At 39.3% G+C, this 21,061-nt stretch carries 23 protein-coding genes; all 23 read left to right on the top strand.

Annotation, left to right across the window (positions count from 1 at the left end; translation table 11 throughout):
* Positions 1-15 precede the first annotated feature (15 nt).
* Positions 16-441, top strand: a complete 426-nt coding sequence (locus TTE_RS06760; protein WP_011025692.1) for a chemotaxis protein CheW — start codon at positions 16-18, stop codon at positions 439-441.
* Complete coding sequence (locus tag TTE_RS06755) at positions 438-1,073, top strand: chemotaxis protein CheC (RefSeq protein ID WP_011025691.1); 636 nt, start codon at positions 438-440, stop codon at positions 1,071-1,073. The genes TTE_RS06760 and TTE_RS06755 overlap by 4 nt, the downstream gene beginning before the upstream one ends.
* Positions 1,054-1,542 (top strand): chemotaxis protein CheD, encoded by a 489-nt coding sequence (locus tag TTE_RS06750; protein ID WP_011025690.1) that lies wholly within the window; start codon positions 1,054-1,056, stop codon positions 1,540-1,542. The genes TTE_RS06755 and TTE_RS06750 overlap by 20 nt, the downstream gene beginning before the upstream one ends.
* 23 nt (positions 1,543-1,565) lie before the next feature.
* Positions 1,566-2,306, top strand: coding sequence for a FliA/WhiG family RNA polymerase sigma factor (locus TTE_RS06745; protein ID WP_009610462.1), 741 nt, complete (start codon positions 1,566-1,568; stop codon positions 2,304-2,306).
* 14 nt (positions 2,307-2,320) lie between these two features.
* On the top strand, positions 2,321-3,685 hold the full coding sequence (locus TTE_RS06740) for a DUF342 domain-containing protein (protein ID WP_009610456.1): 1,365 nt from the start codon (positions 2,321-2,323) through the stop codon (positions 3,683-3,685).
* Between the two features lie 10 nt (positions 3,686-3,695).
* Entirely contained in the window at positions 3,696-3,977 is a 282-nt protein-coding gene (locus TTE_RS06735; protein WP_011025689.1) for a hypothetical protein, read from the top strand.
* 148 nt (positions 3,978-4,125) lie between these two features.
* A complete protein-coding gene (gene rpsB / locus TTE_RS06730; RefSeq protein WP_011025687.1) occupies positions 4,126-4,833 on the top strand; it encodes a 30S ribosomal protein S2 in 708 nt (235 codons plus the stop codon).
* A gap of 74 nt (positions 4,834-4,907) precedes the next feature.
* On the top strand, positions 4,908-5,510 hold the full coding sequence (tsf, locus tag TTE_RS06725; protein ID WP_011025686.1) for a translation elongation factor Ts: 603 nt from the start codon (positions 4,908-4,910) through the stop codon (positions 5,508-5,510).
* Between the two features lie 96 nt (positions 5,511-5,606).
* The gene (pyrH, locus tag TTE_RS06720; RefSeq protein ID WP_009611037.1) at positions 5,607-6,320 is read left to right on the top strand and encodes a UMP kinase; all 714 of its coding nucleotides are present in this window, start codon (positions 5,607-5,609) and stop codon (positions 6,318-6,320) included.
* 1 nt (position 6,321) lies between these two features.
* Complete coding sequence (gene frr, locus TTE_RS06715; protein ID WP_009611042.1) at positions 6,322-6,876, top strand: ribosome recycling factor; 555 nt, start codon at positions 6,322-6,324, stop codon at positions 6,874-6,876.
* The gene (locus TTE_RS14030; RefSeq protein WP_011025685.1) at positions 6,873-7,049 is read left to right on the top strand and encodes a hypothetical protein; all 177 of its coding nucleotides are present in this window, start codon (positions 6,873-6,875) and stop codon (positions 7,047-7,049) included. The genes frr and TTE_RS14030 overlap by 4 nt, the downstream gene beginning before the upstream one ends.
* Before the next feature lie 46 nt (positions 7,050-7,095).
* The gene (locus tag TTE_RS06710; RefSeq protein WP_009611041.1) at positions 7,096-7,839 is read left to right on the top strand and encodes an isoprenyl transferase; all 744 of its coding nucleotides are present in this window, start codon (positions 7,096-7,098) and stop codon (positions 7,837-7,839) included.
* 2 nt (positions 7,840-7,841) lie between these two features.
* Positions 7,842-8,627, top strand: coding sequence for a phosphatidate cytidylyltransferase (locus TTE_RS06705; RefSeq protein WP_009611036.1), 786 nt, complete (start codon positions 7,842-7,844; stop codon positions 8,625-8,627).
* A 12-nt stretch (positions 8,628-8,639) separates the two neighbouring features.
* Entirely contained in the window at positions 8,640-9,788 is a 1,149-nt protein-coding gene (locus TTE_RS06700; RefSeq protein ID WP_009611039.1) for a 1-deoxy-D-xylulose-5-phosphate reductoisomerase, read from the top strand.
* Positions 9,789-9,794: 6 nt separating this feature from the next.
* Complete coding sequence (gene rseP, locus TTE_RS06695) at positions 9,795-10,793, top strand: RIP metalloprotease RseP (protein WP_009611038.1); 999 nt, start codon at positions 9,795-9,797, stop codon at positions 10,791-10,793.
* 14 nt (positions 10,794-10,807) lie between these two features.
* Positions 10,808-11,866, top strand: a complete 1,059-nt coding sequence (gene ispG, locus TTE_RS06690) for a flavodoxin-dependent (E)-4-hydroxy-3-methylbut-2-enyl-diphosphate synthase (protein WP_009611035.1) — start codon at positions 10,808-10,810, stop codon at positions 11,864-11,866.
* A 5-nt stretch (positions 11,867-11,871) separates the two neighbouring features.
* Complete coding sequence (locus TTE_RS06685; protein WP_009611043.1) at positions 11,872-12,492, top strand: glycosyltransferase family 2 protein; 621 nt, start codon at positions 11,872-11,874, stop codon at positions 12,490-12,492.
* Between the two features lie 15 nt (positions 12,493-12,507).
* Positions 12,508-16,713, top strand: a complete 4,206-nt coding sequence (locus tag TTE_RS06680; protein WP_011025683.1) for a DNA polymerase III subunit alpha — start codon at positions 12,508-12,510, stop codon at positions 16,711-16,713.
* Positions 16,714-16,820: 107 nt separating this feature from the next.
* Positions 16,821-17,276, top strand: a complete 456-nt coding sequence (rimP, locus tag TTE_RS06675) for a ribosome maturation factor RimP (protein ID WP_011025682.1) — start codon at positions 16,821-16,823, stop codon at positions 17,274-17,276.
* Between the two features lie 24 nt (positions 17,277-17,300).
* A complete protein-coding gene (gene nusA / locus TTE_RS06670) occupies positions 17,301-18,341 on the top strand; it encodes a transcription termination factor NusA (protein ID WP_011025681.1) in 1,041 nt (346 codons plus the stop codon).
* A 13-nt stretch (positions 18,342-18,354) separates the two neighbouring features.
* Complete coding sequence (gene rnpM, locus TTE_RS06665) at positions 18,355-18,627, top strand: RNase P modulator RnpM (RefSeq protein ID WP_011025680.1); 273 nt, start codon at positions 18,355-18,357, stop codon at positions 18,625-18,627.
* Positions 18,617-18,940 (top strand): L7Ae/L30e/S12e/Gadd45 family ribosomal protein, encoded by a 324-nt coding sequence (locus tag TTE_RS06660; protein WP_011025679.1) that lies wholly within the window; start codon positions 18,617-18,619, stop codon positions 18,938-18,940. The genes rnpM and TTE_RS06660 overlap by 11 nt, the downstream gene beginning before the upstream one ends.
* Complete coding sequence (gene infB / locus TTE_RS06655; RefSeq protein WP_011025678.1) at positions 18,927-21,050, top strand: translation initiation factor IF-2; 2,124 nt, start codon at positions 18,927-18,929, stop codon at positions 21,048-21,050. The genes TTE_RS06660 and infB overlap by 14 nt, the downstream gene beginning before the upstream one ends.
* Positions 21,051-21,061 lie beyond the last annotated feature (11 nt).

Genomic DNA, 21,061 nt, shown 5'->3' with positions numbered 1-21,061 from the left:
TAGGAGGGAAGAATTTTGAGCCTATTTGTTGTGGCAAAGATTGAAGATGAAGAATACGCCATAGGAATTGAAAAGGTGCAGACTATAGAGAAGATTTTGCCCATAACAAGGGTACCTCAGACTGAAAATTATGTGAAAGGAGTTATCAACTTAAGAGGAGAAATCATACCCGTAATATCCCTGAGGCTAAAACTGGGGCTTCCAGAGAAAGAGTACGATGAAGATACGAGAATAGTGGTTTTGAAGGATTACGATATGGCTGTAGGACTTATTGTGGATAACGCCAATGAAGTTGTAGAGATAAGGGAAGAGGATATAGACAGGCTTTCTTTTAGTGAAGGAGAGGAGGAGTATTCGAAATTTGTCAGCACAGTCGGTAAGATTAAAGACAGGGTGCTTTTGATACTGGATTTGAACAAACTTTTGGGAGTCGGGATGTGAGAAATGTGGATATAAACAGGTTGAATGAGATATACTTGGATGTACTAAAAGAGCTGGGCAACATCGGAGCTGGAAACGCCATAACTGCTCTTTCTACAATGATAGGCAAAAAGGTAGACATGAAAGTACCTACTGTAAAGATATTGGAGCTTGTAGAAGTCCCAGACATATTTGGGTCACCTGATACCGTGATAGTCGGGATATATTTTGGTTTGGACGGAGATGTGAAAGGGAACATACTCTTTACCTTAGACCTTGATAGCGCATCTTCTCTTATATGGAATTTAATGGGGATTGAAGCGAAAGAGGAATTTGACGAGCTTGAAAAGTCTGCGCTAGAAGAGATTGGAAACATAATGGCTGGGAGCTATGTAGCATCACTTTCTACTCTTACCTCTCTCAATATGAAAATCTCACCGCCTGCTTTGAGCATAGACATGGCAGGAGCAATTTTGAGCGTCCCTGCAATACAGTACGGCGAAATTTCTGACAAGATTTTATTCATAGAAACTCAGTTTGTAGAAGGAGAAAGGTTAATAAGAGGAGATTTTTTCCTGATACCTGATATAAACTCTTTTGATTTAATACTAAAAGCGCTTGGAGTTGAAGTAAATGGAGAGCAAAATTCTTAGGGTTGGAATGGCGGATGCAAAAGTCACAAAGAGCCCGGGCATTTTGACTACAATTGGGCTGGGGTCCTGTGTGGGGATTGTGCTTTACGACCCTATCGCAAAAGTTGCAGGACTTGTTCACATAATGTTGCCTTACAGCAATAAAATATCTGACAATTCTAATAAGCTGAAATTTGCTGATACTGGAATAGAGATTTTGATTGAAGAGATGTTGAAGGAAGGAGCTAATCCGAAAAGGTTGATAAGCAAGTTAGCTGGAGGCGCGCAAATGTTTTCTTCAAAGATAAATTCTGACATCATGAACATAGGGGAAAGGAATGTAATCGCTACAAAGGAAGTGCTCAAAAAGCTCGGCATACCTATTGTAGCTGAGGATACAGGTGGAAATTACGGAAGGACTATAGAATTTTATTCTGAAGACGGCAGACTTTTAGTAAAGACTATAGGCCATGGAGTCAAGTACATTTAAAATAAAAAACTGGGGGAATTCATATGTCAGTAGTGGAGGAGGATGTTTGGAAAGTTTACAACCTTCAAAAAGACCCTGATGCGAGAAATGAGATTATTGTCAAATACCTTCCTTTGGTAAAACATATAGTGAAAAAGCTTGTAATATCAGATATCGCCCAGTCAGAGTATGAAGACCTTATCCACCAAGGGATTTTAGGACTCATAGATGCTATTGAAAAGTATCAGCCTGACAAAGGGGTAAAATTTGAGACATACGCTACTTTGAGGATAAGAGGCGAAATAATAGATTACCTGAGAAAAAGGGACTGGATGCCGAGGAGTTTGAAGAAAAAGTACAAGAAAATTGAAGAGACGGTAGAGAAGCTTCAGCAAAGGTACAACAGAGAGCCTACAGTGGAAGAAATTACAGAAGCTTGTGGATTAGAGGAAGAAGACGTGCTAAAGACTTTGAGCTACATAAATGTCTCAAACATTAATTCCCTTGAAGAAGCCATTGAGAATAATTTAAAGATTCACTCTATTTCAGAGATAGACCTGAAAAATCCTGAAGAGGAGCTTCTTTACAAAGAACTAAAGAAAAAGCTCGCCCATGCGATTGAGAAGCTTTCTGAAAAAGAAAGACTGGTAATTACTCTGTACTACTATGAAGACTTAAACTACAAGGATATAAGCAAGATACTCAATTTGACGGAGTCGCGCATTTCTCAAATTCATTCCAAAGCTATAAAAAAGATAAGGGAGATGCTGGGCGAGTACTTTTAAATGGGGGCTTTGAAATGGATGAAAAAAGGTATAGGGTGTTAGTAGAGGTTTCAAAGGACAAGCAGCAGGCTTACATTTCTCTAATTGAAGACCCCAATGGGATCAGCGCAACAAAAGAAGAAATTCTGAAGGAACTATCTAAGCACAGAATAACCTATGGGGTAAAACTGAATATTGTAGAAGAAATTTGTAAGAATCCCCAGAATGCGAAGTACGTTTTAATTGCGGAAGGGAAAAAGCCTGTAAATGGAGAAGACGGGAAAATAGCGTTTGAAGTGGACATTCACTCTGCTGCTATCCCTAAAATATTAGAGGATGGGACAGTGGATTACAAAAACCTCAACCTCTTCAAAAATGTAAAAAAAGGGCAAGTGATAGCGAGGAGAATTCCTCCCACCGAAGGAGAGCCTGGGGTGAATGTTTTTGGAGAACTCGTGCCTGCCATTAAAGGGAAAGATGTACGCCTTCCCTTAGGCAAAAACACTTACGTAGAAGGAGACACTTTGGTGGCAGCAGTAGATGGACACATTGTGGCAGTAAACAACAAAGTAGAAGTTCGCACCCTTCTTGAAGTAAAAGAAGTAGATACTTCTGTAGGGAATATAAAAACTGTCGCCAGTGTAAAAATTACTGGAAATGTGAAGTCGGGGTTTGTTGTTGAAAGCGAAGGCAATATTGAGATTTTTGGGGTAGTAGAAGCTGCCACTATAATTGCCAAAGGAAATATAAATATTCACAAAGGCATTCAAGGAGGAGGAAAAGCAAAAATTCTCGCGGAGGGGAACATAACCTCTCGCTATTTTCAAAACTGCAGCGTAGAGGCTGGGGGAGACGTTTTTGGAGAAGCGATAATCTACTCGGACGTAAAGGCAGGAGGAAGTGTGAAACTTCTAGGCAATAAAAGCCAAATTATCGGGAGCAGGGTGGTGGCAGGGAGAGAAATTTTTGCTGCAAACATAGGTTCAAAAATGGGAACGTATACGGAACTTCAAGTGGGGGTATTGCCCCAAAAGCGGTTAAAGATCGCAGAGCTCACATACCAGATAGAACAGAACAGATCTGCGATTGAAAAACTTGAGAAAATAATAAACTATCTGGAAAAGTTTGAAAAACTTCCTCCTGACAAAGAAGAGGTGTATCAAAAGGCAAAGAAATCCCTTGAGGAGCTAACTTCTGTCAACCATCATCTAGAAGAAGAACTAAGACTTTTAAACGAGGAGATAAAAACTTCTAGCTCTGGGATAGTAAAAGTCCTCGATACTATTTTTCCAGGAACTAAGCTTGTCATTGACGATGCAGTGCTAAAAATTAGAGAACCTATCAAATACGCCATGTTTGTAAAAAAAGAAGAAGAAGTAAAATTCTTCCCTTTAAAGTGAGGAGATAAAAATGGCTGGAGGTAATCCTATTGATTTAAAATCCATATTGCCTCGGACAGTAGAAGTGGGGAACTTAAGACAGGTAGACCTTCAAAGGCCTGATGTGTATTCCCACCAGTTGTCTCTTTCTGCAAGCAAAGAAAACGAAGTAAAAAAATCAAAGACCAATGAGTTGGAGAAGTCAGAAAAAGCCTACATAAAAGAAAAGGGCTTTCAGGGCAAGGAAGACAGGCAAAAGGAGAAAAAGAAGGATAAACAAAAAAATGTGGGACATATTGATATTAAAGTGTGATACGGATATTGACATTTGGGAGAATATATAATATAGTATTCATTGGCAGTCATCACACACGCCTGAGGATTGCAAAAAGGGTGCCCGTGAAAAGGGTCTTTTTGCAAGATGAATCGGGCGGAGGAATAACCATTCAGGAGGTGTATTTATGTCAATAGTTTCAATGAAGCAGTTATTGGAAGCAGGAGTTCACTTCGGTCACCAGACAAGAAGATGGAACCCCAAAATGGCCCCTTATATTTTTACGGAGAGAAATGGAATTTATATCATCGACTTACAGCAAACAGTAGAAAAATTGGAGCAGGCTTATGAGTTTGTGAAAAAACTGGTGATGGACGGGGGTACCATACTTTTTGTCGGGACTAAAAAACAGGCTCAGGAGTCCATAAAAGAAGAAGCAGAAAGATGCGGCATGTTTTATGTAAATCAGAGATGGCTGGGCGGGACTTTGACTAACTTCAAAACGATTAAAACCCGAATTCAGCGTTTAAAAGAGCTCAAAAGAATGGAGGAAGACGGCACTTTTGAAGTGCTTCCTAAAAAGGAAGTAATCAGGCTTAGAAAAGAAAAAGAGAGATTGCAGAAGTTTTTAGGCGGAATTGAAAATATGGAGTCTCTGCCTTCTGCTTTATTCATCGTCGATCCAAAGAAGGAAGCTATAGCAGTATCTGAAGCTAGAGCTCTTGAAATTCCTATAGTTGCCATTGTGGACACCAACTGCGACCCTGAGCTTATAGACTATCCAATACCAGGAAACGATGATGCTATAAGAGCAGTAAAATTAATTACTTCTAAAATTGCTGATGCTGTTTTAGAAGGCAAGCAGGGCGAGCAGTTTGAAGCAGCTGAAGAATAAAATACTCTTTTGGTGGTAGGGAAGCTTCCTTACCACTAAATTTATACTAAAAAGCACAAGGAGGTACTTCTTGCATGATATCTGCACAAGCTGTAAAAGAGCTGAGAGAGAGAACCGGCGCTGGAATGATGGATTGCAAAAACGCCTTGATTGAAGCAAATGGAGATATAGAAAAAGCTATAGATATTCTAAGAGAAAAAGGGCTGGCTGCAGCAGCTAAGAAAGCGGGCAGAACTGCAAATGAAGGTTTGGTAGAAGCCTACATACATGGGGGCGGCAGAATTGGCGTGCTTGTAGAAGTGAACTGTGAGACAGATTTTGTGGCAAATACAGAGGAATTTAGAAATTTTGTGAAAGAGATTTGCATGCAAATTGCTGCTGCAAATCCGAAGTACATCTCGAAAGAAGATGTGCCTCAAGAAGTATTGGAAAAAGAAAAAGAGATCTTAAGAGCTCAAGCTTTAAATGAAGGAAAACCTGCCAATGTGATTGACAGAATAGTGGAAGGGCGATTGGAAAAATTCTATAAAGAAAATTGCCTTCTCGAGCAAGAGTACATCAGAGACCCTGAGAAAACTGTAAAAGATTTATTGAACGAGATGATAGCAAAGCTTGGGGAGAATATTGTAATAAGGAGATTTGCAAGGTTTGAGAGAGGAGAAGGCATAGAGAAATAAAGGGACACTGATGTGTCCCCTTTTTATAGAAATTTCGAAATTTCAGAAGGATTTTTTGAAATTGTATAGAAACTTATATAAGAATGGGGTGTTATTGTGTCATCAGTAGTGTATAAAAGAGTAGTTCTGAAAATCTCAGGGGAGGCCTTGGCCGGAGATAAGGAATTTGGAATAGACTTTAATGTAGTAAATAGAATTGCAGACGAGATAAAAGAAGTGAGAGACTTAGGAGTACAAATTGGTCTCGTGGTAGGAGGCGGAAACATCTGGCGGGGCAGAGACGCTGTAGGGATGGACAGAACTACTGCAGACCACATGGGGATGCTTGCAACTGTCATAAACGCTCTGGCTCTACAGGATGCTTTAGAACAAAGGGGCGTACCTACAAGAGTGCAGACGGCAATAGAGATGAGGGCCATTGCAGAACCTTATATCCGCAGAAGAGCCATAAGACACCTGGAAAAAGGGCGAGTAGTCATATTTGCAGCAGGCACAGGTAATCCCTTTTTCTCGACAGACACTGCTGCTTCATTAAGAGCTGCTGAAATAGATGCAGAAGTAATACTGCTTGCTAAAAAGGTGGACGGCGTTTATGACAAAGACCCTCTAAAGCACAAAGATGCTGTAAAGTTTAAAGAATTAAGTTATCTGGACGTGTTAAACAAAGGATTGGGAGTCATGGATTCTACTGCAACTTCCCTCTGCATGGACAATAAAATCCCCATCATAGTGTTTGACCTGACCACATATGGAAACATTAAGAAAGTGGTAATGGGAAATGATATCGGTACGATTGTGAAGGAGGGTTAACATGAGCGATTATTTGAAAGACAGTGAAGAGAGGATGAAGAAAACTTTAAACGTCTTAAAAAGCGAACTTGCGGCAATACGTGCTGGAAGAGCGAATCCGGCCCTTTTAGACCGCATTACTGTGAATTACTACGGAACTCCTACTCCTTTAAACAGACTGGCTACCATTACTGCGCCTGAGCCGAGGGTATTGGTAGTTCAACCGTGGGATGTATCTCAGATAGGAGAGATAGAAAAAGCCATACAGAAATCTGACCTAGGAATTAACCCTGTTTCTGACGGAAAAGTGCTAAGACTGGTCCTTCCAGAGCTTACAGAAGAGAGAAGAAAAGAGCTTGTAAAGCTGGTCCACAAAAAAGCTGAAGAAGCCAGAATTGCTGTAAGGCAGATAAGAAGAGATGCCAATGACCTTGTCAAAAAAATGGAAAAAGATGGAGAAATATCAGAAGACGAGAGAAAGAGAAGGGAAGAAGAAATTCAGAAACTCACAGATAAATACATCAAGGAAATAGACAAAATGGTAGAGGCTAAAGAAAAGGAGATAATGGAAATTTGAAGTATTACGACTTGATTGGAAGAGACCTTGAAGAGGTTCTTGATGCATTGTTCGGAAAAAAATGCAAAGTAGTAGAGACAAAATCAATTTTCAGGTATGAAGGAAAAACATTAAAGGCTGTGCGAATTAAAGAAAAGGGTGAATTTGTCGAAATTACCGTGATTCGCATATAATCCCCCTCTTTAGAGGGGGTCCTTGTCCAAATGAGGAGGAAAATTTATGATTTTTTTTAATGAAGAAAAACTTATAAAAAAGTTGGACAAAACCCGGTTGCCACAGCACGTAGGCATTATAATGGATGGAAATGGAAGATGGGCTCAGAAGAGAGGAATGCCTAGGGTTTACGGGCATAAAGCGGGAGTAAATGCAGTAAGAGAAGTTATAAGGTCCTGCAGAGAGCTTGGAATAAAGTACCTCACTTTGTACGCTTTTTCTACAGAAAATTGGAAGAGACCTAAAGAAGAAGTGGACTTTTTAATGGACCTCTTGGTAGAGTATCTCTCTAAAGAAGTTGATGAACTCAATAAAAACAATGTAGTAGTAAAGTTCATTGGAGACATATCTAGATTGCCAGAAAAATGCCAGATTGAAATAGAAAAGGCTCAAAAACTCACAGAAAAAAATACCGGTCTTGTGGTCAACATCGCTTTAAATTACGGAGGAAGGGATGAAATTGTAAAAGCTACCCAAAATATATGCAAAAAAGTGCTCAATCGCGAGTTATCACCAGAAGACATAACAGAAGATACTATAACTCAGCACCTTTACACTGCATCTCAGCCAGACCCCGACCTCATCATACGTACTAGCGGGGAAAAAAGACTTAGCAATTTTTTACTATGGCAGTCGGCTTATTCAGAGTTGTGGTTTACCGAGGTCCTCTGGCCTGATTTTAAAAAAAGGCATTTGATTGAAGCTTTGCTTTATTATCAAACTCGGAAAAGAAGGTTTGGGGGAGTTTAAATATGTTAAAAACTCGAATAATAAGCGCTCTGGTAGGACTGCCCCTTCTATTTTTAGTCTTAATAAAAGGGGGGGCTCTTTTAACTTTTTCACTGGTAGCTTTAAGCATTCTGGGGTTAAATGAGTTTTACAATGCTACCAAAAACATAGGAATTAGGCCTTTTAAAATATTTGGATATTTGTCTGCTATTTTTTTGTATTTAATTTTTGACAAGATAAAATTTGCTGAAATAGACCTCTTTGTGGCCCTTTCTATGCTGTTGTTTTTGCTTTTTTTAACTAATAAAAAATACACTTTAAAAGACTATGCAGTGACTTTGATGGGGATTGTGTACATACCTCTGCTATTTTTGTACATACAGAAAATAAGATGTCTCCCTCACGGCCTTTATACTGTTTGGCTTGTATTTATTGTGTCATGGATTACAGATACTTTTGCCTATTTCACAGGAAAGTTTTTGGGAAATCATAAATTAGCTCCTGATCTAAGCCCAAAAAAGACAGTTGAAGGGGCAATAGGGGGGCTTTTAGGTTCTACTTTAGCAAGCTTTTTATTTGTATGGATTTTTCCTCAGACAAATATGACTCCTTATGAAGCCCTTATTGTGGGAAGTTTTGGCAGTCTAATTGCCCAGGCAGGGGATTTAGTAGCTTCCTTTATAAAGAGAAATTGCTACATAAAAGATTTTGGCAATGTGATTCCCGGCCATGGGGGGATTTTAGATAGATTTGATAGCATATTATTCGCTTCGCCCTTCGTATATTTTATTTTCAAGTACTTTTTGTAAAGAGGGATAAGTATGAAGAAACTCATAATACTAGGTTCTACTGGATCGATTGGTAGACAAACTTTGGACGTAGTGAGAAGTTTAAAAGAAGAGTTTGAAATTGTAGGGCTTACAGGATATAACAATGTGTCTTTGCTCTCAAAACAGATAAAAGAGTTTAGACCCAAGGTAGTAGCAGTAAAAGACGAGGAAAAAGCAAGAAAGCTAAGAGAAAATTTAGATGAACCGATAGAGGTTTTGACAGGTAAAGAAGGGCTCAAAGAGATTGTGAAATACGAGGCTGACATGGTGGTAGTTGCGGTAGAGGGCATTGCAGGCCTTATACCTACAGTTGAAGCTATAAAATTGGGGAAAAACATAGCTTTAGCAAATAAAGAGGTTTTAGTTACTGCAGGAGAAATAGTAATGGGGCTTGTCAAAGAAAAGAAAATTGAATTTTTGCCTGTAGACAGTGAACATTCTGCTATTTTGCAGTGCCTTAAAGGAAATAATAAGAGAGAAGTTTCAAATCTCATTTTAACTGCTTCTGGAGGACCTTTCAGAGGAAAGAAAAAGAAGGATTTGGTAAATGTTACAGTAGAAGAGGCTTTGAAACATCCCAACTGGAAGATGGGGAAAAAAATAACAATAGATTCTGCTACCTTGATGAACAAAGGTTTTGAAGTTATAGAAGCCAGATGGCTCTTTGACATGCCTTTAGATAAGATAAAAGTGGTAATACATCCTCAAAGCATAATTCATTCGATGGTGGAATATGTAGATGGAAGTGTCATAGCTCAGCTTTCTGTGCCAGACATGAGGATTGCGATCCAGTACGCCTTGAATTACCCTGACAGAAAATATGTGGAAGGTGTAAAATTTTTAGATTTCTATGCATTAGGCCAGCTGACATTTGAAGAGCCTGATTTTGAAACTTTTAAATGTCTTTCTCTGGCGTATCATGCGGCAGAATGTGGCGGAACGATGACTGCTGTTTTAAATGCGGCAGATGAAGTAGCAGTGTCTTTATTTTTGCAGAACAAAATAAATTTTTTAGAAATTGCAGAGATTATAGAAGAAGCTTTAGAGAATCATAAAAATATACAAAACCCTACTTTGGATGATATAATAAGTGTAGACCTTGAAACGAGAGAAAGGATAATGAGAAAGTATTTGAGGTGATAGGAGTTGACTATAATTTTAAGCATCATAGTCTTGAGTGTTCTAGTGATGTTTCACGAGTTTGGTCACTTTATAGTAGCAAAACTTTCTGGAGCAAGAGTAAACGAATTTTCAATAGGATTTGGTCCAAGGCTTTTTAAAAAGAAATACGGTGAAACTGAATATTCTTTTAGAGCGCTTCTTTTCGGAGGATATGTGGCACTGGAGGGAGAGGATGAGAAGTCTTCTGACCCGAGAGCCATAATAAACAAGCCCTGGCCTGTAAGGCTTGCAGTATTTGCAGCAGGACCTTTAATGAACATACTGCTGGCTTTTTTGCTTTTGTTTATAGTATTCTTCTACATCGGGAGCCCTGTTCCTAAAGTGCAAACAGTGATGGAAGGTTACCCTGCAGAAAAGGCTGGCATATTGCCGGGAGATAAAATTTTGATGATAAACGATATAAAGATAAACTCCTGGGAACAGTTAGAAAAAGCCATAAGTTCAAGCAATGGGAAAACTCTTGTGATGGAAATTGAAAGGGACAATAAAATAATAAAAAAGGAAGTCACTCCTGTATTTGATAAAAAAGCTTCTAAAGTGATGATTGGGATAGTTCCAGCCTACGAAAGGTCTTTTTTGCTTGCTGTTAAAACCGCTGTTGATAGAACCATTTATTTCTCCAAGTTAATAGTTTTGTCACTGGCAATGTTAATTTCTGGAAAAGTATCTGTGAACGAAATAATGGGACCGGTGGGAATCGTCCAGGCAGTAGGAACTGTAGCTAAGACAGGCATGATAAACTTATTAGCTTTTTCTGCTTTGATAAGTGTAAATCTGGGGCTTTTCAACCTCTTGCCTTTTCCTGCTTTGGACGGCGGAAGAATTCTATTTGTGCTGGCAGAAGCTGTAAGGGGCAAGCCACTGCCACCGGAAAAAGAAGGTTATATCCATTACTTAGGCTTCTTGCTGTTGATCGCTTTGCTCATATTTGCTACTTACAGGGATATAATGCGAATTTTCTAAATTAGGTGATAAAGATGAGGAAATTGACCCGCGAAATCAAGATAGGAAATAAGAAAATAGGAGGGAATAACCCGATCCTCGTTCAGTCAATGACAAACACTGATACTCACGATGTGGAAAAGACGGTAGAGCAGATAAAGAGGCTGGAAGAAGAAGGATGTGATATAATAAGGGTAGCTGTACCAGATGAAAAGGCTGCTTACTCTATAAAAGAAATAAAAAAGCATATAAATATCCCTTTGGTGGCAGACATACACTTTGACTACAGATTGGCTATTAAATCTATAGAAAATGGCGCTGATAAAATACGAATAAATCCCGGAAATATCGGAAGGGAAGAAAATATAAAAAAAGTAGTAGAAGCTGCAAAGGAAAGGGGTATACCTATACGGATAGGAGTAAATGCAGGGTCTTTAGAAAAGGAGATATTAAATAAATACGGCGGTATAACCCCTGAAGCGGTAGTAGAGAGCGCTTTAAAAAGTGTGCGCCTTTTAGAAAAACTTGGCTTTTACGATATAGTGATTTCTTTAAAAACTTCCAATGTGCCCCTTACAATAGAAGCATATAAATTAGCTTCTTCCAAGGTGGACTATCCACTCCACCTTGGAATTACAGAAGCTGGAACTTTGGAAAGCGGAACTATTAAATCAGCGATCGGCATAGGCACTCTTCTTTACATGGGAATAGGGGATACAATAAGGGTTTCTTTGACAGGCGATCCCGTGCACGAAGTTAGGGTAGGAAGACAGATTTTGCGCGCTTTAGGACTGCTCAAAGAAGGGGTAGAGGTCATTTCATGCCCTACCTGTGGCAGGACAAAAATAGATGTCATTAAATTAGCTACTGAGGTTGAAAGAAGAACATCTCATATAAAAAAACCTCTTAAAGTGGCTGTCATGGGCTGTGTGGTAAATGGACCTGGAGAAGCAAAAGAAGCAGACATTGGAATTGCAGGAGGAGATAGAGAAGGGGTTATATTCAAAAAAGGAAAGATATACAAGATAGTTAAAGAAGAACACCTTTTAGAAGAACTTCTCAAAGAAATTGAGAAGATGGTCAAGGAGGAATAAAAATAATGATTTCTGTCATCGTGCCTGCTTACAATGAAGGGAAAAACATTGGAAGAGTACTTTCTGTCCTTGAGAAAATTGATGTGATAGACGAAATTATTGTGGTAAATGACGGTTCAACGGATAACACAGAAGAGGAAGCGAAGAAATATAAAGTTAAAGTGATAAATCTAGAAAAAAATCAAGGCAAGGGAAAAGCGCTAAAAGAAGGAGTTTTAAATGCAAAAGGAGATATAATAGTCATGCTGGATGCAGATTTAATAGGCTTTACTGAAAAGCACTTCTATTCCCTTGTCATGCCTGTAGTAAAAGACGAGGCGGATATGACTGTGGGCATTTTTTCAGGGGGCAGGAAGTCAACTGACTTAGCTCAGAAGATAGCACCCTTTCTCTCTGGGCAGAGGGCCATAAAAAAGAAATTTTTAGAAGATATAAAAGAGATGGAAATCAGCAAATTTGGTGTAGAAGTTGCTTTGAACAGATATGCCAAAAAAAATAATTTAAGAGTTGTGACCGTTCCACTAGAAAACATGACTCACGTAATGAAGGAGGAAAAATTGGGATTTGTAAAAGGATTTGCTGCCAGAATGAAGATGTACTTTGAAATATTGAGAATGTGGGTTTAGAAAGAGGGATAGAACATGGTTCCAGCGACTTTCTTGGAAAACATGCAAATAAAAAAAGTAAGAGTTGAAAAAAAGAGCCGAAAACTCACTGTGGTTGTCTCCTCTTTCTCATCAAATGCACAAAAGCTCTCAGAATTTCAGTCTTTTTTGGAGGAAAGCTTTCCTTCTCTAAAGGAGATAAAGATTGTGGTGGAAAGCCCTTCTTTATCAACAGTAGAAGAGGTTTTGGAAAACTGGGAGAAAGTAGTATTAGAGCTTAGCGAAGAGTACCCTTCTTCCTTAAGTTTTTTAAAGACCTGTGATGTCGCAAAAGAGGGACAGAATAGGATAACTGTAAAGGCTCCAACTTACGCAATTTACGAAATGGCTAAAAGCAGCAAATTAGATTTTGCAATAAGAGAATTTTTAAGGAACAGGTATGAACTTAATTTAGATGTAGAACTTATTTTTTCAGAAGAAGGGGAAGAAATTGCAGAAAAAATAATCGAAGAAGACATAAAAGCAATTGAGGAAGTTATCCAAAAAGATGAGAAGTCTAAAAAGGAGAAGAGTAGGTCTGAAGAAAATAGAGTTCTCCTTGGCAAAGAAATGAAAGCTAAACCTATCTCTATTAAGGATGTAAGTGCAGAAACCGATGAGGTAGTGATTGAAGGAGAAATATTTTCTATTGATTTTAAAGAGTTGAAGTCAAAAGTTCTCATGGTGTTTGACATTACAGATTATACTAGTTCAATACTTGTCAAAACCTTTTTGACAGAAGAAAAATATGAAATTTTGAAAGATGAAATAGATGTAGGAACTTTTGTCAGGTTAAGAGGAAATGTGATATACGATAAGTACGAAGGAGACCTTGTAATTGATTTGAAAGACTTAGAGCTCATTCCTCCAAAAAAGAGAATGGATTTGTCCGAAGAAAAGAGAGTGGAGCTTCACCTTCACACCCAGATGAGCACTTTAGATGCCGTCCCTTCTGCTACTGAAGTGATAAAGAGAGCGGCAGAATGGGGACACAAGGCTGTTGCAATAACAGACCACGCAGTGGTTCAAGCTTTTCCAGAGGCAATGGAAGCATCTCGAGAGTATGGGGTTAAGGTTATATACGGAATGGAAGGGTATATGGTGGATGACGGAATACCAATTGTCACTGGAGAATCCGAAGCTAGTTTGGAAGGCGAATTTGTGGTATTTGATATCGAAACCACAGGCCTTTCAAACATAAATGACGAGATAATAGAGATTGGTGCTGTCAAGATCAAAAACAAGAAAATAGTAGATACTTTTGAAACTTTTGTAAATCCTCAAATACCCATTTCTTCTTTCATCACAAAACTCACAGGAATCGATGAATCAATGGTTAAAGATGCTCCTTTAATAGAAGAGGTGTTGCCTAAATTTTTGGAATTTGCAAAAGGAGCAGTTCTGGTAGCACACAATGCCAATTTTGATGTGTCCTTTATTAAATCAAAGGCTAAGAAACTAGGTTTGACTGTTGAAAACACTGTCTTAGATACGCTTGAGTTGAGCAGGCATCTGTACCAAGATCTTAAAAATTACAAACTCGACACTCTTGCTGAATTTTTTGAAGTAAAGCTTTTGCATCACCACAGGGCCGTGGAAGACGCGAAGGCTACAGCAGAAATTTTCATTAAGATGCTAGAAAAGCTGCAAGAAATAGGCATAAAGAGTGTAAGCGAAATCAACTCGGTTTTGATGGAAAGGGAAGTGGACGTAAAAAAATTGCCTGTATACCATGTGACAATTTTGGTAAAGGACCAGAAGGGTTTAAGGAATTTATACGAGATAATATCTAGGTCAAACCTGGAGTTTTTCCACCGCACCCCCAGAATACCAAAGAGTCTGTTGGTGAAAATGAGAGAAGGGCTGATCATAGGGTCTGCCTGTGAGCAGGGAGAAGTGTTCAGAGCCTTGGTTTCTAACTTGGAGGAAAAGAAGCTCGAAGATATAATCAACTTTTACGACTATTTGGAAATTCAGCCTGTGGGGAACAACGAATTTTTGATTGAAAGAGGAGAGGTAAGAAGCGTAGAAGAACTTAAAGAAATAAACAGAAAGATATACGAACTTGGGAAAAAGTACAACAAGCTGGTAGTAGCAACAGGAGATGTGCATTTTTTAGACCCGTGGGACGATGTGTACAGAAAAATATTAATGGCGGGCAAAGGGTATAAGGATGCGGACAGACAGCCTCCTCTTTACTTTAGGACAACTGAAGAAATGCTTATGGAGTTTGAATATCTAGGAGAAGAAGCTGCCAGAGAGGTAGTCATTGAAAATCCAAATAAAATTGCGGAAATTGTGGAAGATGTAAAGCCTATTCCTGAGGGAACTTTTCCGCCTGTCATCGAAGGGGCAGAAGAAGAATTAAGAAGGATTACCCTTGAAAAAGCTCATGAGATATACGGTGACCCATTGCCTCCAATTGTGCAGGAAAGGCTTGACAGAGAGCTAAACGCCATAATAAACAACGGTTACGCTGTAATGTACGTAATAGCTCAGAAGCTAGTATCAAAGTCGCTGCAGGATGGATATTTGGTTGGTTCAAGAGGCTCTGTAGGGTCTTCTCTGGTAGCTACTATGAGCGGCATTACAGAGGTAAATCCGCTGCCTCCTCATTACGTGTGTCCAAAATGCAAACACTCAGAGTTTGTGACGGACGGGTCTTTTGGCTGCGGAGTTGACATGCCTGACAAGTACTGCCCTAACTGCGGCACTTTGATGAAAAAAGACGGCTTTGACATACCTTTTGAAGTGTTTATGGGCTTTGAAGGAGATAAGGAGCCGGATATAGACCTAAACTTTTCTGGAGAATATCAGCCCATAGCTCACAGGTACACTGAAGAACTTTTTGGAAAAGGCCATGTTTTCAGGGCAGGTACTATTGGAACGCTGGCGGATAAGACTGCTTACGGATATGTGAAAAAATACTTTGAAGAGAGGAATTTAACTGTACACAAGTCAGAAATAAAAAGGCTGACAATGGGATGTACAGGCATAAAGAGAACCACAGGACAGCATCCCGGAGGAGTCATGGTGGTTCCAAAGGACAAAAGCATTTACGACTTTACTCCAATTCAAAGGCCTGCAGATGCGGAAGATACCGATGTCATAACTACCCATTTTGATTACCATTCTTTGAGTGGAAAGCTTCTAAAATTGGACATACTGGGGCATGATGACCCTACTGTAATAAGGATGCTGGAGGATTTGACAGGTGTAAATGCCAGAAAAATACCTCTGGACGACAAAAAGACCATGAGCCTTTTTACAAGCGTAGAAGCTTTGGGAATAGACCCTGAGGAACTTGGCACTCCCGTTGGAACGCTAGGGCTTCCTGAGTTTGGAACAAAGTTTGTGAGACAGATGCTAATTGAGACCCGTCCCACAACTTTTGATGAGCTTGTCAGGATAAGTGGGCTTTCTCATGGAACAGATGTATGGTTAAATAATGCGCAGGATATAATAAGAGAAGGGATCGCTACTTTAAAGGAAGTAATTGCTGCAAGAGACGACATAATGCTTTACTTAATAAGCAAAGGAATGGATAAAAAGCTTTCCTTTAAGATAATGGAAAATGTTAGAAAAGGAAAAGGCGTTACACAGGAAGAAATTGAAGAGATGAAAAAACACGGCGTGCCCGACTGGTTTATACAGTCCTGCCAGAAGATAAAATACATGTTCCCAAAAGCTCACGCTGTAGCCTATGTGATCATGGCATTTAGAATTGCGTATTTTAAGGTGTATTATCCTGAAGCTTTCTATGCTACCTATTTTACTGTGAGAGCAGATGACTTTAACTTAGACATAGTTTTAGGGGGCAAAGAGAGCATAAAAAGGGCAATAAAAGAAATTGAAGCGAAGGGCAACAACGCTACACCAAAAGAGAAAAACTTGTTGACAGTATTAGAGGTAGCACTTGAGATGTACTTAAGGGGCATCAAATTCACAAATGTGGACCTATACAGGTCCGATGCCGAGAAGTTTTTAATTACAGAAGAAGGACTTTTGCCTCCACTAAATTCTCTTGAAGGAGTGGGAATACAGGCCGCAAAGGCAATTGCCCAGGAGAGAGAAAATGGCAAATTTATATCCATTGAAGATTTCAGGAACCGAACCAGGGTAAGTAAAACTGTTATTGAAATATTAAAACAGTATGGATGTTTAGAAGATTTGCCAGAATCTAATCAATTAAGTTTATTTTGATATTGCTTTACCAAAAGGTGTATGGTATAATTAGTATGGCAACCTAGAGGACTTTAAAAAGAGTGGGAGTTTCCCACTCTTTAGTTTATATTTAAGGAGGATCGGAGATGTCTAGGATTGAGGAAATTACAAAAGAATTGGTGATGCCAATATTGGAAGAGAATAATTTTGAACTGGTGGATGTGGAGTATAAAAAAGAAGGCAAGCACTGGTATTTGAGGGTGTATATAGACAAAGAAGGCGGGATAACGCTTGATGACTGTCAGCTGGTGAGCGAGTACTTAAGCGATAGATTGGATGAGGTAGACCCGATAGATCACAGCTATATTTTGGAAGTATCCTCGCCAGGGCTTGACAGGCCCTTAAAGACTCCTCGAGATTTTAAGAGAAACCTCGGGAAAGAAGTTGAAGTATCTCTTTACCAGCCCATTGACAAGAGAAAAAAATTTACAGGAGAGCTCCTTGAGTTCACAGGAGATAAAATAATCCTTCTATGTGAAGGAGAGAAGAGGGAGTTTGAAATGAAGAATGTAAGGCTTGTTAAACCTGTGATAAAGTTTTAAAATTAAGGAGGGAGAGTAAGCGCAATGAATGCAGAATTTATTGAGGCATTGAATTCAATATGCGAAGAAAAAGGAATACCTAAAGAGACTATGTTTGAGGCTATAGAGGCGGCTTTGGTTTCTGCCTACAGAAAAAATTACGGAACAGCCCAAAACGTGAAGATTGTAATGGACAGAGAGACAGGAGATGTTAAGGTATATGCCCAAAAGACTGTGGTGGAAGAAGTAAAAAATGACCTTTTGGAAATAAGCTTAGAAGATGCGAGGAAGATAAATAAAAAATACCAGATTGGTGATATTGTAGATATAGAAGTGACTCCCAAAAACTTTGGCAGGATTGCGGCACAGAACGCAAAACAGGTGGTAATACAGAGGATAAGGGAAGCAGAAAGAAATGTGATTTATGAAGAGTTCCTGGCAAAAGAGACAGAAGTAGTAACTGGGATTGTGACAAGAGCAGCAAAAAATAACGTGCTCATCAATCTAGGAAGGGTGGAGGCGATACTTACTCCTTCAGAGCAAATTCCGGGAGAAACTTTTTCACCTGGAGACAGGATAAAGGTGTACATCGTAGAAGTAAAAAAAACCACAAAAGGACCTCAAATCATAATCTCTCGGTCTCATCCTGGGCTGGTTAAAAGGCTTTTTGAACTAGAATCGCCCGAGATTCAGCAGGGTATAGTTGAAATAAGGAGCATTGCGAGAGAACCAGGTTCCCGCACAAAAATGGCTGTGTTCAGCAGAGACCCCAATGTAGACCCTATTGGAGCCTGTGTAGGCTACAAAGGTTCTAGAGTTCAGGCTGTTGTCAATGAATTAAAAGGAGAAAAGATAGACATTGTGAAGTGGAGTTCAAAACCTCAGGAGTTTATCATGAATGCACTAAGCCCTGCAAAAGCTATAAGCGTGGAGATTGTAGATGAGAAAGAAAAAGTGGCAAGGGTAATTGTACCAGATTATCAGCTCTCTTTGGCAATAGGTAAAGAGGGGCAGAATGCGCGGCTAGCAGCGAAGCTCACTGGATGGAAGATAGATATAAAAAGCGAGTCGATGGTCAAAAGTTGAGTGAGGTGGAAAAATGAAAGTAAAAAAAGTTCCGATGAGAATGTGCCTTGGCTGCCAAGAGATGAAGCCTAAAAAAGAGCTTATACGGATAGTAAGACGCGCACAGGACTTTTTAGTTCAAATAGACCCAACAGGTAAAGTGGCAGGAAGAGGTGCCTATATATGCAGGGATGTAAACTGCCTTGAAAAGGCTTTTAAGCATAAAAGGCTTGAGAAGGCGCTGGAAGTCCCTATATCACAAGAAATATACGAACAATTGAAGAGGGAGATAATGGATGAGGAATGACAGATTTCACTCTATACTCGGTTTGGCAAAAAAGGCGGGTAAATTGGTTTCAGGCAGTTACAGTGTAGAAAAATATTTAAAAACCAGAAAAGTTTTTTTGGTGGTCATAGCTGAAGATTTTTCTAAAAGAAGTTCAGAAAAATTTATTAAACTATGTGAGGACAAAAAAGTCCCCTATCTTGTCTATTCGAACAAACAGGATTTAGGTAGAGCGATAGGAAGAGAAATAGTCGGAATCATAGCTATTACTGATGAAGGATTTATGAAACTACTCAAGGAGGCGGCAAAGGGGGAAAATTATGGAGGTGAATAATATGTCCAAAACAAGGGTATACGAATTAGCAAAAGAACTTAATATTTCCAGCAAAGATCTTCTCTCCAAATTGAGTGATTTAGACATAAAAGTAAAAAACCACATGAGCACTTTGGAGGACGAAGAAGTAGAATTAATAAAAGACCTGCTTGCAGAAAAACCTAAGGAAGAGAAGCAAAAAGATCAAAAAAATCATGAACAGGAGGCACAGGACAAAGAAGAAAAGGAAATAGAGGAAGACTCTTTTTATGAGGACAGAGAAGAGAAAAGAGCTTACAAAAAGAGTTTTAAAAAGGGCGGCAAAAAGAACAAGAAGCTGCAGAAAAAATTTGTCTCAGAAGAAAGCGCTAAAGAAGATGAAATTAAAATAATAACAATTCCTGAATTTCTCACCGTCAAAGAATTGGCTGAAAAAATGAAAGTAAATCCTACTGAAATAATAAAGAAATTGATAGCACAGGGAATAATGGTTACTGTAAACCAGCAAATAGACTTTGAAACAGCTTCAAAAATAGCGGAAGAGTACGGTTTCCTGGTGGATAAGGAAGAGGTTAAAGATGAACTGGAAGCCATATTTGAGGATACACCTGATAGAGAAGAGGATTTGAAACCTCGTCCTCCTATAGTTACAGTGATGGGGCACGTAGACCACGGAAAGACTTCTCTGCTTGATGCCATCAGAAAGACAAATGTAACTATGAAAGAGATGGGCGGAATTACGCAGCACATAGGAGCTTCTGTGGTGGAGATAAACGACAAAAAGGTAGTATTTCTAGATACTCCTGGTCACGAGGCTTTTACTGCGATGAGAGCGAGAGGCGCTAGTGTCACTGACATAGTTGTGCTGGTAGTGGCTGCTGACGATGGAGTGATGCCGCAGACAATTGAAGCCATCAACCACGTAAAAGCAGCAAATGTGCCTCTGATTGTGGCTATAAATAAGATTGATTTGCCTACAGCCAATCCAGATAGGGTAAAAACAGAGCTCAGTGAACTGGGACTTGTGCCAGAAGAATGGGGAGGAAACACAATCTGTGTTCCCGTCTCTGCTAAAAAGAATATAGGAATTGACGACCTTTTAGAGATGATACTGCTGGTAGCAGAAATGGAAGACCTAAAAGCAAATCCCAACAAACCAGCCCGTGGAACTGTAATAGAGGCAAAACTGGAAAAAGGGAAAGGGCCAGTGGCTACAGTAATAGTCCAGAATGGAACACTTCAGGTGGGAGATGCTGTAATTGCAGGAACTACTTATGGAAAAGTAAGAGCGATGTTTGACGACAAAGGAAGAAAGATTAAAAAAGCTGGTCCTTCTATGCCTGTAGAAATTTTGGGCTTTTCCGAAGTGCCAGAGGCTGGAGATAAATTTGTAGTGGTGGAAAATGAGAAAAAAGCGAGAGAACTTGCAGAGAAAAGAAGAGAGGTTCAAAGAGAGTTAGAACTCAAGAAAAAGCAGAAAGTCTCTCTGGAAGACCTCTTCAGACAGATACAGGAAGGTACTGTAAAGGAGCTTAATGTGATCATAAAAGCTGATGTGCAAGGTTCTGTAGAGGCATTGAGAAAGTCATTGGAGGAACTGAGCAATGAAGAAGTCAGAATAAGAGTCATACACGGAGCAGTAGGAGCCATCACCGAGACAGATGTAATGCTGGCTTCGGCTTCAAATGCAATAATAATAGGATTCAACGTAAGGCCTGAGACAAACGCAAAAGCGCTTGCAGAAAAAGAGAAAGTAGAGATAAAGCTTTATAGAATAATATACGATGCTATTGAGGATGTAAAAGCAGCAATGAAGGGAATGTTAGAACCCAAGTACAAAGAAGTAGAGCTGGGAAGAGCTGAAGTAAGAGCTGTATTCAAGATACCTGGTGTGGGAAATGTCGCAGGTTGTTATGTTCTAAATGGTAAAATAGCAAGAAATGCAGATGTGAGAATAGTAAGAGATGGCATAGTCATATATGAAGGCAAAATAGCTTCTTTAAAGCGGTTTAAAGACGACGTGAGAGAAGTACAGCAGGGATTTGAATGCGGAATAGGCATTGAGAAGTTCAATGACATAAAAGAGGGAGATATCATAGAAGCATACACAATGGAAGAAATCCCTCGTTAAGAAGAAAGGAT

Origin of the sequence: Caldanaerobacter subterraneus subsp. tengcongensis MB4 (assembly GCF_000007085.1) — a bacterium.
Classification (GTDB): Bacteria; Bacillota; Thermoanaerobacteria; order Thermoanaerobacterales; family Thermoanaerobacteraceae; genus Thermoanaerobacter; species Thermoanaerobacter subterraneus.
The sequence above is the reverse complement of the archived record's forward strand: the minus strand, read 5'-3'. Positions and strand labels throughout refer to the sequence as shown.